Below are 16665 nucleotides of genomic sequence, written 5' to 3'. Positions count from 1 at the left end.
GCGTTAACCGATCGTATACTTTGGTGTAACCTTATCAAAATGAGGATTTTCACCACTAACCATTAATCCCATTCCCCAATCAAAATGTGTATCTTCTACAGGGAAATCAGATGCATTACGATATTGAAATAAAACATTTCTTCGATTTCGATCACTCTTGTTTACATCAGAACCGTGAATAGTTAAATAATTGAAAAATAATACATCTCCAGGTTCAGCTGGACAAGAAGTTCCACTAGAAATAGGATATTCCTGGTGATTCAAATAGTGTCTCCCAACATGAGAAAGAGCTCCTAGTTTGTGTGACTTAGGGATGACTCGCAGACATCCGTTTTCTTCATTACTTTCGTCTAAATGAACACTTGCTGCCAACATGCTGTGTTTTTCATGAGGAAAATAAGGGTAATCTTGATGCATCGGAAATGCAGCACCCTTTTCAGGCGGCTTCACTAGCATTTTTGAATGATGCAGTTGTACATTTGGCCCTATTAATTGTTGTAATATGGAAACCATATTCGCATGAGCTAGGGCATTTAAGAAGACAGAGTCATGATAATGAACGTTATGAAATCCCTTCAGAACAAGCCTTCTTAGTTGTTCTTTTGGTAAATAATCACCATCCCATGCAGCATTCTCATCCTTTTTTGCTTCAGCAGCCCGTCGAATGATGCTGTCTATGCCTTTTCGCATCGCTTCGACTTCTTCCATATTAAACACGCCTTTAACTAATAAATACCCTTCTTCTTTGTAAAATTCTACATCATTTTTTTGGATCATCGTTTCCCATCTTCCTTATTTCATAATATTTTTTATAATGTATTCACAGACATAATATTAAAAAGGGTAGAATCACTATTCTTTTAATTCGAATAAATTTTAAACGAGTGATTTTTGGATAATTTTAATAGCTTCACCTTTTTCAGCGGATTCATATAATCCGTTAATAATTTGTTGTAGATATACACCCTGTTGTGGAGTGCTAATTGGTTCAGATCCATTCAAACAAGAGTCTACGAATCTTCCTAGTTCTATTTCATGAAAGTCTTCCTTAGGCAAGTGTGAAGGTGTTATATCAATTAATGTTTCATGCTTTTCTTGATAGATTTTGAGTGGAAAAACACTAGCTCCACCTTGGTCACCCATTAATTTCACATTCATTTCATCATGCTTTTCAACGTTTGCAGCAAATGCTGTTTCTAAAAGGATAGAAGCGCCGTTTTTGAATGTTATCATCCCCCGTGCCATATCTTCTACAGAGAAGTTGTCCCAATCCCAAGTCCCTAGTAAACCAACCCCTTTACGGTTACCAATTTCTTGATAAGTAACGCCAAGGACAGTGTCAGGTTCAGGGTATCCCATAAGATATAATGCTGTGTCCAGCATGTGAACACCGATATCGATAAGCGGTCCACCGCCTTGAAGTTCTTTGTTTGTAAATACTCCCCATCCAGGAATACCTCGTCGACGCATTGCCGTTACTTGAGCCGCGTATATGTTTCCTAATTCACCAGCATCAATGAACCGCTTTAATGTATCTACATGTGGAGAATGACGGAAGTGGAAGCCATACGTTAACATTTTCCCTATTTTTTCAGCAAGGGCCGCCATTTCTTCCGCCTCTTCAACAGCCATCGCAGGCGGTTTTTCGCAAAGAACATGGCATCCTGCTTTTAGCGCAGCGATCGTTGCCGGATAATGAAATTTATTTGGCGTACAAATGCTGACTGCATCTATTTCGACTTCTTCTAACATGTCTTCGTAACTTGAAAATGCATAAGGTATGTTGAAGTCTTTTGCTAACTCTTCTGCTTTTTCTATAACGACATCTGACACTGCTACAATTTGGACTTTATCCCCACATTTCAAATAGTTTGGGATATGCGCTCCTCTAGCAATTCCACCTGCACCGATAATTCCAACTCGCAATACTTTTTCCATTTTATATTCCTCCCCTAAAAACTCTTCGTTTTGGATTTAGTTGTCTTTTTGTGGGATTTTGTAGACTTGAACTATCAGTTATAGGAATTCGGATGAAACGTCACCAATCCCCGTTTTATTTAATATATTCACTGCTGAAGATGTTCCTTCGCTTTGTCAGATTCACCAGCATTCTTATTTGCTGCTTCTCGGTTTTTAGCCATTTCTTCTACAGTTTTGACTTTGAGACGGGCTGCACCTTTATTGTTCTTAGCTGGAATTAATTTTCCGGATTCTAGTCGCTTTTTCGCCTTTACGATTGAATCCTGATATTGTGGTAACCATTGTCCCTGTGCCACTAGCATCTCATCTACAAGCTGCCAAATTTCTTTCGGATTACAGACTGCTCCTACTAATGGATCCATCATCATGGCTTGACGTAAGAGATAATCGTCTCCATGAACTGCAGCTTCCACTGCAAGGTGTTGAACAGAGATACTTGCATTACAAACCGCCGCACAGCCCAGTGGCAGATCTCCTACAAGAGGCATACTAATTCCATTTCGATCAACATATCCAGACGCCTCGATAATCGAGTCATCTGGAAGATTTGAAATAATCCCATTGTTAACGACATTAAAGTGGCCGCGGTATACTCTTCCTGTTTCCAGGGCTTCAAGAATATAGGAACCGTGCTCCTCGCCACGGTTTTCCTCTTTATATTCGCAAACAGGTTCCTTCATCCAGTTCGGAAAATCCGTCTCAAACCAATTCCTGCCTTCCGTACAAACTCTTAAATATCCGCCAGTCTCACCATTTATCCAGCTTCCAAGATCAATCCAATCGTTAATTTCTTCTTGACGTTTTCGGTACCATGGCACATATTCACTTAAATGACCATTTGATTCAGTGCTGTAATAGCCAAAACGTCTTAGCATATCAATACGGACTTTTTCCGTTTTACTAAATTCCGGGTGATTTTCAAATGCATGGAGAAGCTTGTCTGCCATATCTTTACCATTGTGCTTTACTTGGATATACCATGTTTGATGGTTGATACCCGCACAGATAATATCTACTTCATGTTTCTCCAGACCAAGCACCTTAGCAATTTGTCGATGTCCCCCTTGCACACCATGACAAAGCCCAATCGTCTTAACACCACCATATTTATTACAAGCCCATGTAATCATTGCCATCGGATTAGCATAATTGAGCAGCATGCATTCTGGGTTTGCAACTTCACGAATATCTTTACAGATATCAAGCATTTCAGCTATTCCACGCTGCCCGTACATGATCCCGCCCGCACAAAGTGTATCTCCTACACATTGGTCAATCCCATATTTTAATGGAATGTCGATATCATATTGAAATGCCTCTAACCCACCGACTCGTACAACCGAAAATATATATTTTGAATCTTTAAGTGCTTCCCGTCGATTGACTGTCGATTGAATTTTTATATTCAAGTTGTTTTCATCAATATCTCGTTGACATAACTTTGTAACCATATCCAAGTTTTTTGGGTTAATATCCGTAAATGCTACCTTAATGTTACGGAATTCTGGGACAGACAGAATATCCCTTAATAACCCTCTTGTAAATCCAATACTGCCAGCCCCAATAAATGCGATTTTAAAGGTCAATGAGTAACTCCCCTTTGCTGAAAATGGTAAATTACTATCTTTATCTTACCAATCAACAAAAAAAAACGTTTTCAATTTTGTAACCTCTTCCATATATCGGTGTTTAAAATACTAACTTTCTATAATCTTTTCTTCATTGAAAATTATTTGTTAAGCGTATTTCGATAATCAACCGGAGTCTTACCGGTGTGCTTTTTAAAGAGTGTACTAAAGTACTGACGGCTGTTTATACCAACGTATTCAGATATCTCAATTATGGGTATTTCTGTTTGAGCAAGCAGCATTTTAGCTTTTTTGATTCGCAATGAAGTTAAGTATTCCATCACCGAATATCCCATTTCTGCCTTAAAAATACGCTGTAGGTAAACAGGATGTAGATTGACAACGTTCGCAATATCTTTCACCTGAATTTCACAGTCATAATTCTGGTGAAGGTAAGATAGGATTTGTTTGATATATACATTTACTTGATAAGAATTCCGATTTTCATATTCAATCGCTAATCTGCCAATTTTAATTAATAGTTGAGAAAATAGGAGTTGAATCATCACCTTATTCTCTGAACTTCTCTCGTCTAACTCAAGTACAAGACTCTTTAGGATATGGTAAATATCGCTTGAATCTTTTAACATAATATACGGATACCCTTTTGAAAGGAATTCAGAAAACATAACATTGGTTCTCACAATTTCATGGAAAAATGGGGGAAATCCCTCATCCTCTTTGTTTGTAAAGATAAATTCTAAATTTAACATTCTACAAGGATTCTCATGATTTACAACCAAACGATGCGGAATGTTTGAGTCAAGTAAAATTAAATCTCCTTTTTTCATGGGTACTGTTTCAGCAGCGGTTTCGACAACACATTTCCCCTCAATCACATACATAATTTCGATTTCATTATGAGAATGAAACGGCATTTCAAAACCCTTCCATTGTTTAAAATAATACGATATAACCTTGGGATAATATTTATCATGCAGTAATTCACTATTATAGAGACTGTATTGATCCACGCATTTTCCCCCATACCTGTAAATCTTTCTTCTTAAAATCTTAAGTATTTATTCATACTATTGATGGACAGTGGGACAGGTTCTTTTGTCCAATGGTCTTTCAACTTCCTATCTTTCAATATTGACTTTACAAAAACCTTTTTTCTCAATTTAATTTTTTCAATTTCATTCCGATAATACTTTTCCTAAACGGATAAAAGGGGCTAGCCAATGGACTAACCCCTTTTATATTTTATTTTGACTTAGCTGTTTTAATAGAAGTGACTTTATTAATTACTTATGATAATATCATCAAAAATTGATTCCCATGCCCGATGTTCCTGAAAACAAATCAGAATCGGACAGGAGCGTTTGGCTGAGGGTAAAGGTTTTTGCCGTTAAAGTGGCAAGTAAAAGTTTACGCCAGTTCTTCGGACGGAAAAACTATAGATGTAATAGGCCTCCTAATGTTAAAACTAAATTTATACTTTCTTATCTTTCAAGAAAAAATACACCAAAGTTGGTGTATTTCCACATTTAATTTAATCCATATTCTTTTATTTTGTTATATAGAGTCCCTCTTGAAATGCCTAAAAGACTGGCTGCTGCACTTTTATTGCCGTATGTTTTTCTTAATGCCTCCTCAATTTCTAAGGCTTCCGTATTTTTTAAAACAGGTTCTTGTTGCTCAATTTCCCCATTTTCAATGTTGGTTTGTTTTACAATCACCCTACTTTTGATATTTTCAGGTAAATGTTCTTCGGTAATAATCGGTTTTTCATTTAGGAGAACCATACGTTCAATCGTGTTTCTTAGTTCACGGATATTTCCGGGCCAGTCATAGTTCACTAATTGTTTCATTGTCTCAGAAGAGATCTCTGGTACCTGCTTTTTATACTTAGAGCTGAATTCCTGAATGTAATTCTGGGCAAGGGAAACGATATCCTCTTTTCTTGTTCTAAGTGGCGGGATATCTATGGTAATGACGGATAAATGAAAATAAAGCTGCTCGTTAAAATTCCCTTGTTTCAGGAGAACCTCCATCGATTCTGAAGTGGAAGTAATGATTCTTGTTGGCGAGGTAATTTTCTTCCCCCCGCCTACCCGGTAAAAACTATGATCGACCAAATAATTTAATAATTTACCTTGAATCGGAAGCGGCATCTTATCAATATCTTCTATGTATAATGTACCGTCTAAAGCTTGCTCAATCCGGCCGATTTGTAATGTTTGCTGTTCCGCTGTAAAGTTTTCCTTTTGAAAACCAAAAAGTTCGATTTCTAATAATGCAGGAGGGATAACCGAACAGTTTAGAGTGAGAAATGGACCTTCGGCTTTTGAGCCGCCATAATGAATCGCTTGAGCCAGCATTTCTTTTCCAGCACCGGGTTCCCCCATTAAATGAATCGGGATATCCGCATGGGCAACTTTTTGCGCAATCTTCAAGGCTTCCTGAAATTTAAGGCTCCCACTTACCATCGTTGAAAAAGGATTGGACTTTTGAACAAACAACGATGAGTTAGAATCCAATTCTTCGTTAAGCCGGATTATATTCGTGATATTATGTTCAGTCGCGATGCCGCCGATGATCTTATTATCGATCATGATAGGTGAAGCATTAATTAGAACGTGTGTATCATTATTAGGCCGATGATATTGCCCCCTGACCGGACGTCCTTCATTTAGAATCCGGTGCAGGACAATCGATTCATCACTAAAGTGCTCTCCTATTTTCTTTCCGAGGATGTACTCTTTTTTAATCTTGTAGGTTTCTTCCGCTGTTAGATTCCAGTAGACGACATTTCCCGTTTGATCAACCGCTGTAACGGAGTCATTGATCGTCTCGGCTAAGGTTTGAAAATAAGCCGAAATTTGGCGGTTTTCCTCTTCCAGCTTTTCAATTCGCTTTTCCGCTGAAACAACACCGATAATTTCCTTTTCATTTTTAACAAGAACGGGTCTGCGCCAATCCACTGCAGTATCGACTTCAGTGATGTCAGGAAGCACAGTGGATGGGAGCCAGTTGAGATGTTCGAGCCAATCAATAATGGGCATGGAGTCGCTGCCTAAGACCATCAGACTGTTTTCATAGTTATTGATGATAAAGTATATTTCACCCGCCACAATTACAAAATTGTACTCGTGAAGCCTCTTTTTTATTTCTAGTAATGGTGTATGATTATTTACAATTGTAAAGGAGTAATCCAGTGTAAATTGTACACTTTTGTACATACTAAAATCCTTTCTAGCTTTTTTATCACTGTAACATATAATTAAAGGCTATTCTACCTACCCTATATTATACGATATTATGATAAATGAACTTCAAAATTAATGCCTCTGTTAAACTTAGTTGTTGATTTACGCTCCAGGCGCTTCGCTTTCCGCGGGCGTGCCGGGAAGCCTCCTTGGCGCTTTCGCGCCTTCCGCTCCAATCATCAGTGTTAAAAATCAACAATGCCCTTTAACATATCCAAATTAATAAAAAGATTAAAAAAGCTGAACCCATATGTTTATACGGGTATCAGCTTTTTAAGTTTCACCGGGACTAAAATGTTAGGCCGATTGTTTATATTGGTCAAATTCTTTTTGTAATTGCTCACTTGGTGCAGGAGTCATTAGGCTGACAATCCAGATGGCGGCCAGACCTACCACGAATCCTGGAATGATTTCGTATAAACTATTTTTCAATACCGGTACATTGGCCCAAATGATAACCGTTACGGCGCCTCCGATCATGCCGGCAAGAGCGCCCCATCTATTCATCCGTTTCCAATAAAGGCTCAGCAGAATGACAGGTCCAAAAGCGGCTCCAAAGCCAGCCCAAGCGTATCCGACCAGTGATAAAATGGTTCCATTTTTATTAAAGGCAAGGACAACGGAAATGACGGCAACGACAAGCACCGAAAGTCTGCTAATAAACATTAATTCTTTATCACTTGCAGAACGGCGGAAGAAAGTCTTATAGACATCTTCCGTCAGTGAGCTTGCTGTCACAAGGAGTTGTGAAGAAATAGTACTCATCACCGCCGCTAATAATGCGGCCAGTAAAAATCCAGTAATCAATGGATGAAATAAAATTCTGCTTAGTTCAATAAAGACAGTTTCAGGGTCAGATAGCGTGAGACCCTGTTTAGAATAAAAGGCCAAGCCGATGAATCCAGTAAACATCGCACCGCCGACAGAAAAAATCATCCAGCCCATCCCAATGCGTCTTGCTTTCTTTATTTCTTTTACTGAGGAAATCGCCATAAAGCGGACAACGATATGCGGCTGGCCAAAGTACCCCAGGCCCCAGGCCATTAAGGAAACAATTCCTAACACGGTAGTCCCTTTAAAAATGTCAAATAACTTAGGATCAATCCCCTTTATTTCCTGAAATGCAGGACCAAATCCGCCTACTTCCATGATTGTCACAACTGGGACTAAAATAAGGGCGGTTACCATAATTAAACCTTGTACAAAATCCGTCCAGCTGACCGCTAAAAATCCGCCAAATAAGGTATAGGCAATGACAACAGCGGCAATAATCCAAAGTCCTGCCTGGTAAGGCATATGAAAGGTTGTTTCAAACAGAACCCCGCCTGAAACCATTCCCGAGGATACATAGAAAGTAAAAAAGACAATGATAACGAGTCCAGAGGTCAATCGCAGCATAGAAGAACCATCACCAAAACGGTTCTCCAGGAATGCCGGAATGGTCATCGAATTGTTGGCATTTTCTGTATACGTTCTTAACCGCGGTGCTACATAAAGCCAGTTGAAATAGGCTCCGATTGTTAAACCAATGGCAATCCATGAAGCACTTAACCCTTGGGAAAACATCGCACCTGGAAGACCCATGAGCAGCCACCCGCTCATATCCGATGCCCCTGCACTAAGTGCTGTGACCGCTGGCCCAAGCCCTCTTCCGCCCAGCATATAATCGGTTAGATTAGACGTTCGCTTGTACGCAAAATAACCAATGAACAGCATACCCACCATATATATACCGATAGAAATAAGAATCTGTGTATTCATACCTCATCCCCGTTCTTTTAATTGATTTCAAAAGCGCTTTCAATAATAATTTAAAAACCCGGGGATCCCCTCCCCTTTAGAGAGAATTCCCCAGCCTATTATGTTATTAAAGTTTTCTAGATTTCAGTTTTGCTTGAGTAAACAATAAAAGGTAATCGTATCCGCCGGCTTTGGAATCAGTGCCTGACATGTTGAATCCGCCAAACGGATGTGCTCCAACTAATGCACCTGTACATTTTTTATTAATATAAAGGTTTCCGCAATACATGTTTTCAAGGGCATACTGAATGCGTTCCTCATTCTGGGAATGGTAAGCACCTGTCAATCCATAGTCTGTATCATTATAGATTTCAATGGCTTCCTGCCAGTCAGCTGCTTTCGCAAGAGCAAGGACAGGGCCAAAGATTTCTTCCTGCATGATCCGTGCTTTTGGTTCTACATCTGCAAAGATGGTCGGTTCAATATAGAAGCCGTTGCCATTTGCTCTGGAGCCGCCAGTAAGCAATCTGCCTTCTTTTTTGCCAATTTCAATATAGCTCATGATTTTATCCACTGATCGTTGGTCAATAACCGGTCCAATCGCATGGTTCTCTTCTGGAAGACCAACCGTTAAGTTTTTCGTTAGCTCTGTTACTTTTTCAACCACTTCATCATAAACAGATGCAACGATAATCGCTCTTGAGCCCGCGGAACATTTTTGTCCTTGGAAGCCAAAAGCTGAAGCGACAATAGCTGCTGCTGCTGCATCCAAGTCAGCTGTTTCATCGACAACTACCCCGTCCTTACCGCCCATTTCAGCGATAACACGCTTTAACCACAATTGTCCAGACTGAACCTTTGCTGCTCTTTCATAAATGCGGCACCCTACCGCACGTGAGCCTGTAAAAGAGATAAACCGGGTTTTTGGATGTTCTACCAAATACTCACCAACTTCGATTCCATCCCCAGGCATGAAGCTAAGTACACCTGAAGGCAGACCTACCTCTTCCATTAGTTCGACAAACTTGGCTGCAATCACAGGAGTGGCATCCGCTGGTTTCAAAATAACGGTATTTCCTGAAACGATTGCTGCTACAGTTGTCCCCGCCATGATCGCCAGTGGGAAATTAAACGGTGAAATCACAATCCCTACACCAAGAGGGATATAGGATATTTGATTGTCTTCCCCATCAATTTTGGTAAGCGGCTGATGAATGCTTGTCTCGCTAAGGCGAATCATTTCTCGCGCATAAAACTCCAAAAAGTCGATTGCCTCTGCCGTATCAGCATCCGCTTCAGCCCAGTTTTTCCCTGATTCATAGATAAGGTAGGAAGAGAACTCGTGCTTGCGCTGTCTCATTAAATCTGCTGCTTTGAAAAGATATTCTGCACGTTCAGCCGGAGCAACCTTTTTCCAGGTTTCAAACGTTTTCAACGCTGTCTGCATCGCTTTTTCCGCTAATTCTTTGTTACCTTTGCTGACAGACCCAATTACTTCATCGACATTTCCTGGATTAATCGAAATGGTTTGTTCCTCGGTGAATAGCTTTTCCTTGCCGATTACAATCGGATATTTCCTGCCCAGCTCCTTTTTCACTTTTCCAAGAGCTGCAAACATCGCTTGCTTATTTTCTTCAAGCGAAAAATTCGTAAAAGGTTCATTTTTAAATGGTGTTTGTTTTGTTGCCGTGATCATCATCATCGCTCCTTTTTATGTGAAATTGCTATTTTAATAGATTTTTTAGAACAAACCATACATTGGCCGGTCTTTCTGCCAGCCGTCTCATAAAATAACCAAACCAGTCTACACCGTAAGGGACATAAACGCGGACCTTATATCCTTCTTTTACTAGTTTTGCTTGAATATCCTCACAAATTCCGTATAACATTTGGAACTCAAATTGCTCATTTGGGATTTGGTGTTCACGTACTAGCGATTTTGTATATTCAATCATCGATTCATCATGGGTTGCTATGGCTGTATAGTTTCCGTTTAACAGATGCTGCTTAATGATCTTTTTAAAATTTTCATCTACATCTTTTTTCTCCGGAAAGGCAACATTTGGGGACTCTTTGTATGCCCCTTTTACAAGACGGAGGTTGGCTTTTAATAGATTTAAGTCAGCAATATCTTGTTCCGTTCTATAAAGATAAGCCTGAATAACGAGGCCTACATTGTCATATTCCTTCCGAAGTTCCTTGTAAATATCCAATGATACCTGGCAGTGATCATAGTCCTCCATATCAATTCTGACAAAATTTTGATGGAGCTTAGCGCGATCCAGAATTTTACGCATATTTTTCATACATAGTTCTCTGCTGATATCAAGGCCAAGTGATGTCATTTTAAGGGACAGATTAGACTTGACCCCCGATTCGGCGATAGCATCGAGGGTTTGTATACACATGGCTGCTGATTCCTGTGCTTCTTCTTCTGTATAAACAAACTCCCCAAGGTGGTCTAAGGTAACCACTTTTCCATCACGATTCAACTTTGTCACAGCTTCAATGGCTGTTTTGATGGATTCCCCCGCTACAAATCGCCCTGCGCCGAAACGCAGACCGTATTTCTTTGCTAGTTTGTTAGCTGAGGTATTCTTCCCAAGCGATTGAAACATATTTCTCATTAATAATTCCAAAGTCTTCAAACCTCCTTAATAGAATGAACATCATTGTTTATTAATTTATATCTGTAAGCAATTTTATAATATTCTGAACAAAAGTGTCTATATATTTTTTAAATTTAAACACATTTGTTAACTTGTTAAGTCGAACATACTTCTTCCCCAACTGATTTTTAACAAAATTGTAAAGGTAGTTGTCAGATAACAGAAAAAAATCCCATCTGTCAGCCAGATGGGACCATAGGGACGGTTCTAGTGGTTTTACACTGCTTAGTAGAGTTCGGTCAAATAATCTTCCTGGAGTAGTTTGTCCAAATCTTTTTCGGTCATGTCGGGAAGTTTTGTATGATCTAATAGGATTTTTGCTGCGTTTGGCAATGAATCCTTATCACTCCATGTTTCTGGTTCCCAAATGCCTGATCGTTTCATTGCTTTTGCACAATGAATAAAGCATTCTTCCACTTCAATGCAGATCCCGACCAAGGGTTTCTTTCCACGATGGGCCATTCTGTCAAGGAGGATGTCATCTTTCACCAAAGATGCTTTTCCATTCACTCGTAATGTTTCTCCCAATCCAGGAATCAGAAAAAGAAGGCCAGCCTTTGGATTGGATAAAATATTCCGCATAGTATCGATTTTTTTATTTCCTGGCCTTTCTGGAATAATGATATGTTTTTCATCCAGTACAAGTACAAAACCTGGCATGTCTCCACGAGGAGAAACATCACAATATCCTGAAGCATCCGAGGTGGAGATGACGAGAAAAGGTGAACGGGAAATAAAATCCTTACAATGATCGTCTAAATGGGAAATTACCTTTTTTCTAACTAGTTCACTAGGTTCCCCAATAAGCGAACGTAACTCATCCTCTGTTTTAATTTTATCAGTACATGTAAGATTAGGTCCCGGCATCACTGCACTCTCCCTTAGTGTTAATTTCATCGATTTTTACGAATGTAATTAGCAACTATTAGTCCACTCTCTAATTGAATACGTACAAGCTTTTGAATCGGAATCGCGAGATAATCAAGCTCACTTTCAAGATTTCCGCAATATCCTTTTAATAACTGCTTCCCTTTCTTGCAGGTTTCCATGAATGGGCCCAATGCGATCTGATCACTATTCTTTTCCCGTTTGAGCCGTTCGATTTCATATTCACAAGTCCGAACGGTTAAACCTAAGTACAAGCCATTGTAAAACTTCGCAACTTGTAAATTATCAAAAATCTCTGCCCTGGAAGCCATTTTTTCAAATTCAGGATTACTATCAGCCCACTTGATTTTGGCTTCACTGCCTTCTTTAACATACTGAATCACTTCTTCTACCAATTTTACAAATGGATTCTCATCACTAATATATGGACGTACTTCGGCCAGAATCTGATCCAGGAGATCAAAATGAGCTTGTGATTGTTTTACATTCTGTAAAATGGCATCTTTCCGGGTGATTTCCCCCTCACTCAGATCCTCAATCCGAGGATCAAAGAAATAAGGCAGCTCGGTAAGAAGAGTTACACAGTCTGTTACCCCCGATGCATAGTCTGAACTTGAAGTGCCATTTTTTATATTTGGCTTATTGCCGCTAAACTTTTCAATGAAATCATAAGCTTCAGCAATTGTCATATTTTTAAAGATAGCTGAAGAAAATTTCGTTATGAAAGGTTCCTCCGGCTCACCTAAATTCAAGGGGATGCCTTGTTTTATAGCTGAATCTCTCAAACCTTCATACAGCTCTGGAAGATCATGCGTTAAGTACCAATAAGCCCCCCCAAACCCGGCATTATGGAGCGAATACATAAACTCTGGTCTGATTTCTTTTATTAATGTCATTAAAGCTTGTGTTTCAGGAAGCGGGTTGTGAAAATGCAGCTCTTTGTAATCAATCGGAAATGTCCATTCTACCTGTTCATAGCCAATTGGCCGATAATAATTTCTCGTGTAGGTATATACATTAAACGGCCCATTGAACCAGTTTTCATTTAAACGGACACCATCGGGATCTATACATTTAATCATGTACCATGTAAAGCCTAATTCTTCCCGTAAATCGTCATTCTCAGCCAAAGCACGAGAAAAATACTCAAGTGTCATGGCTCCAATCGGTTCATTCGGGTGAGGACAGGCAAAGCATAAAGCATTCTTTAGTCCATTCCCAATTTTCATACATAAAATCGAATGTCCCTTTCGAGATTTTCCAGCCTCAAAAACGGAAACAATGTCAGGAAACTCATTTGCAAGTTTCCTGCAGCTGTCATCCATCTCATCAACAGTCAGAAAAGCTTTGTAATCCGGAACGTTAGCAACAACAGATTCAAAATTCATGACATAGTTTCCTTTCGATGTTTGTAGACCATAGGGACGGTTTTTTTGGTAGCAACTACCTACAAGGGCCATCAGAACCGTCCCTTCGGCTTTTCAATATAGTGTTTAATGATCTCTTTCACTAAGGGACTTGTATGTGCCGGTAATTCCTGAACAGGAAAAAATCCGGCATCTATCGTTTCTTTCCCGTCAATTTTGATTGTACTGTTTTTCACATCATTTGAAATATAGGCAATTGTGACAGGGTAGAATTCATCTCCATTTGGCAGTTTTCTGAAATATTGCTTTCCTGAAAATACAGCAGCTAACTCTAGTTGGCCGATTTCAACACCTGTTTCCTCAAAGACTTCCCGTCTTCCTGCATCTTCCGCTGATTCTCCTAATTCTAATAGTCCTCCGGGAAGCGCCCAAATCCCTTCAGGTCTTTTCTGCAGTAATATTTTCCCTTCCTTATCTATTGCTGCCACGACTGCGCCTACTAAAATGAGCGGCCTGGTTCCAATTATTTTACGTAAATCCTCAATATAGCCCATTGAGAGTCTCCTCTTGTCAATTAATTCTCCTCCTAATTATTACAGAAAAATCAAAATCTTGAAACTAGGAAAACCAAGGGGACGGTTCTCATGGCTTTTTTAAAACTTTGTGCCACTAGAACCGTCCCCTTGGTCTTTTTGATTTTAGATTTCTATGCCGATAACCTTAGATTTTTTTCTTTTCTCTTTCTATATGAATACAAAGCAAATAATAGAATAAACCATACTGGTGTCAACAATAAGGCCGTGCGTGTAGATTGCGCAAACAACATAATAATGAGAATCGCCGCAAACAATGTTAGAACAGCGTAGTTCATAAATGGTGTAAACGGTGCTTTAAAGGTTGATTTTTTCTGTAAGTCAGGACGTGTTTTCTTATACTTTACATGACAAATGAGAATGACACCCCATACCCAAATAAAACAAATGGCGCTGATGGTTGTTACAATCCCAAAAGCTTGTTCCGGAACAAGTTTGCTTAGAAGAGCTCCCCCCGTTAAAACAAGCGTTGAGATAAATAACGCATTACTTGGTACATGGTTTTTATTCAACTTGGCAAAGTTAGCTGGCCCCTGATTCTTTTTGCTTAAATTAAACAAAATCCGGCTTGTGGAAAACATTCCGCTGTTACAAGCAGATGCGGCGGAAGTTAAGACGACAAAGTTAATAATACCGGCAGCAATCGGAATCCCGACCAAGCTAAAGGTTTTAACAAACGGACTTTCGGCTGCATTTAGTTCGGTCCACGGATTAACGCATAATAGGACAATCAAGGCTCCAACGTAGAAAAATAGAATTCGTAACGGAATTTTGTTAATCGCAGACGGAATATTTTTTTTCGGATTGGAAGTTTCCGCTGCAGATACTCCCACTAATTCCACACCGACAAAGGCAAACACAACCATTTGGAAGGAAAGCAGGAAACCTGAAACCCCATTCGGGAAAATCCCGCCATGGTTCCAAAGATTTGAAACCGAAACCGTTCCAGCCTCTGTCTTGAATCCCATTACCAGCAGAACGACCCCAATACCGATTAAGGCGACAATAGTTATGACCTTTATTAACGCAAACCAAAACTCCAATTCTCCAAAAAGCTTCACCGTTAATAGATTTAATCCTAATAATATGATTAAGCAGACGATCGCTGGTATCCACTGCGGGATATCAAACCAATATCGAACATAAACACCAACGGCAATTACATCGGCCATAGCCGTCATAATCCAGCAAAACCAATAGGTCCATCCGGTGACAAACGCTGCCCGCGGGCCGAGGTAGTCTTCGGCAATGTCAGTAAAAGATTGATAGCCCGCTTTGGACAGCAGAAGTTCCCCCAGCGCCCTCATCACAAAAAAACAGGCGATTCCGACGATTAAATAAGCTAGTATGATGGATGGCCCTGCCAGCTGTATCGCTTTACCGGACCCCAGGAATAATCCAGTTCCTATGGTGCCGCCAATGGCGATTAGCTGCACGTGACGATTCTCTAAATTCCGCTTTAGTTCTTTTTGTTCCATTTCAATCTCCCTCTCAAATTGATGAAAAATGTTTCATGTGAAACGTTGAACAAAATAGTAAACTCCATAAAAAAAGAGACTGGAGGTCCTCCAATCTCTTAGGTCTAAGAATAACAAATATTATTTGTTACACTAACGGTTGTCAGTATAACAAATAAATATTCAGTACTCTTCTGTCCTTTTGCCTGAGATTGTGAACCCTTCGGCGCCGCGGTATTCCTGCGGTCTCTCCAGAAGCTGCTCCTGCTATAGTGTGATCCATAGCAATCATAGCTTGCTAAATTATTAATTTTTCTGATTGAGTTTAACTATTGTTGAATAATTTTTAATTTTAATAGTATTCTTACATTGTGTCAACAACTAAAATTTATATTATATTATCATCTAAATTTTGGTTTCCAGGCTTATACTTTGTAATGCCCATTTCTCTTAGACCATAAGAGCAAGAATCAGGACGAAATCAATTTACCAACCTTGATAAAATGAGGTTTAAGGATACATCTCATTTATATTAGGACTAGGCTAGAAAAGGAAAGGATAAGATTATGAGTAAAATCAATCTTTCATTTGAAGAAATGTGGGAAAAAATTATCGCCTGTGATCGAAAATATGATGGGTTATTTTTTACAGCCGTGAAAACAACAAAAATCTACTGCCGCCCATCCTGCAGATCTAGAAAACCCAAAAAAATAAATGTTGAGTTTTACCACGATATTAAGGAAGTTGAAAAGGCGGGGTTTCGCCCATGCAAAAGATGCCAGCCTGAAGTGGAACATTCACCTCATACGGGACTTGTGAAAGATGTTATTACATTTTTAATCAATCATTATAAACAAAATCTCGTATTAAAGGATATAGCGGATAATGTCGGTCTAAGTCCCTATTATCTTGAACGGATATTTAAGCAAGAAACACTGGAAACTCCACGCACCTATTTAGAAAAAATACGGATTGACAAATCCCTGCATCTTCTTACATGTACCGACCTAACTAATCTGGAGATATGCTATGAGGTTGGTTTCCAAAGTCCTTCTAATTTTTACAAGGCATTTCGCAATTTAAAAAATTGTTCACCTAGTGAATATAGAAAAAATAGTAAGGGGCATTAAA

At 39.3% G+C, this 16665-nt stretch carries 13 protein-coding genes and 1 riboswitch; of the genes, 1 reads left to right on the top strand and 12 read right to left on the bottom strand.

What is annotated here, in order from left to right; genetic code table 11:
* Positions 1–3 precede the first annotated feature (3 nt).
* From LC455_RS05510 to LC455_RS05455, 12 genes are all read right to left on the bottom strand, one after another.
* Positions 4–777: a phytanoyl-CoA dioxygenase family protein gene (locus tag LC455_RS05510; protein WP_223588900.1), complete on the bottom strand. Its 774-nt coding sequence runs from the start codon at positions 775–777 to the stop codon at positions 4–6.
* 99 nt (positions 778–876) lie between these two features.
* Positions 877–1938, bottom strand: a complete 1062-nt coding sequence (locus LC455_RS05505; protein ID WP_223588898.1) for a Gfo/Idh/MocA family protein — start codon at positions 1936–1938, stop codon at positions 877–879.
* A 128-nt stretch (positions 1939–2066) separates the two neighbouring features.
* Positions 2067–3566 carry an alpha-glucosidase/alpha-galactosidase gene (locus LC455_RS05500; protein WP_223588897.1) on the bottom strand — a complete coding sequence of 500 codons (1500 nt, stop codon included), beginning with the start codon at positions 3564–3566 and terminating at the stop codon, positions 2067–2069.
* 143 nt (positions 3567–3709) lie between these two features.
* Complete coding sequence (locus LC455_RS05495) at positions 3710–4582, bottom strand: AraC family transcriptional regulator (RefSeq protein WP_223588895.1); 873 nt, start codon at positions 4580–4582, stop codon at positions 3710–3712.
* A 516-nt stretch (positions 4583–5098) separates the two neighbouring features.
* On the bottom strand, positions 5099–6793 hold the full coding sequence (locus tag LC455_RS05490; RefSeq protein WP_223588894.1) for a sigma-54 interaction domain-containing protein: 1695 nt from the start codon (positions 6791–6793) through the stop codon (positions 5099–5101).
* Between the two features lie 324 nt (positions 6794–7117).
* Positions 7118–8581, bottom strand: a complete 1464-nt coding sequence (putP, locus tag LC455_RS05485) for a sodium/proline symporter PutP (RefSeq protein ID WP_223588892.1) — start codon at positions 8579–8581, stop codon at positions 7118–7120.
* Between the two features lie 106 nt (positions 8582–8687).
* Complete coding sequence (gene pruA / locus LC455_RS05480; RefSeq protein WP_223588891.1) at positions 8688–10256, bottom strand: L-glutamate gamma-semialdehyde dehydrogenase; 1569 nt, start codon at positions 10254–10256, stop codon at positions 8688–8690.
* A gap of 28 nt (positions 10257–10284) precedes the next feature.
* A complete protein-coding gene (locus LC455_RS05475; RefSeq protein ID WP_317851407.1) occupies positions 10285–11199 on the bottom strand; it encodes a proline dehydrogenase in 915 nt (304 codons plus the stop codon).
* 255 nt (positions 11200–11454) lie between these two features.
* The gene (locus tag LC455_RS05470) at positions 11455–12096 is read right to left on the bottom strand and encodes a pyridoxamine 5'-phosphate oxidase family protein (RefSeq protein ID WP_223588889.1); all 642 of its coding nucleotides are present in this window, start codon (positions 12094–12096) and stop codon (positions 11455–11457) included.
* A gap of 26 nt (positions 12097–12122) precedes the next feature.
* Positions 12123–13505, bottom strand: a complete 1383-nt coding sequence (locus LC455_RS05465; RefSeq protein ID WP_223588887.1) for a M14 family zinc carboxypeptidase — start codon at positions 13503–13505, stop codon at positions 12123–12125.
* 71 nt (positions 13506–13576) lie between these two features.
* Entirely contained in the window at positions 13577–14038 is a 462-nt protein-coding gene (locus LC455_RS05460; protein WP_223588885.1) for an NUDIX hydrolase, read from the bottom strand.
* 152 nt (positions 14039–14190) lie between these two features.
* Positions 14191–15555: an amino acid permease gene (locus LC455_RS05455; protein ID WP_223588883.1), complete on the bottom strand. Its 1365-nt coding sequence runs from the start codon at positions 15553–15555 to the stop codon at positions 14191–14193.
* Positions 15556–15718: 163 nt separating this feature from the next.
* A riboswitch (glycine riboswitch) is annotated at positions 15719–15799 on the bottom strand.
* A gap of 301 nt (positions 15800–16100) precedes the next feature.
* Between LC455_RS05455 and LC455_RS05450 the strand changes: the two genes are divergently transcribed.
* Positions 16101–16664, top strand: coding sequence for a bifunctional transcriptional activator/DNA repair enzyme AdaA (locus tag LC455_RS05450; protein ID WP_223588881.1), 564 nt, complete (start codon positions 16101–16103; stop codon positions 16662–16664).
* The last annotated feature ends 1 nt before the right edge of the window (position 16665 follow it).

This window comes from Neobacillus bataviensis, assembly GCF_019969725.1.
Note: the sequence above shows the minus strand (reverse complement) of the source record. Positions and strands in the feature narration are given on the sequence as shown.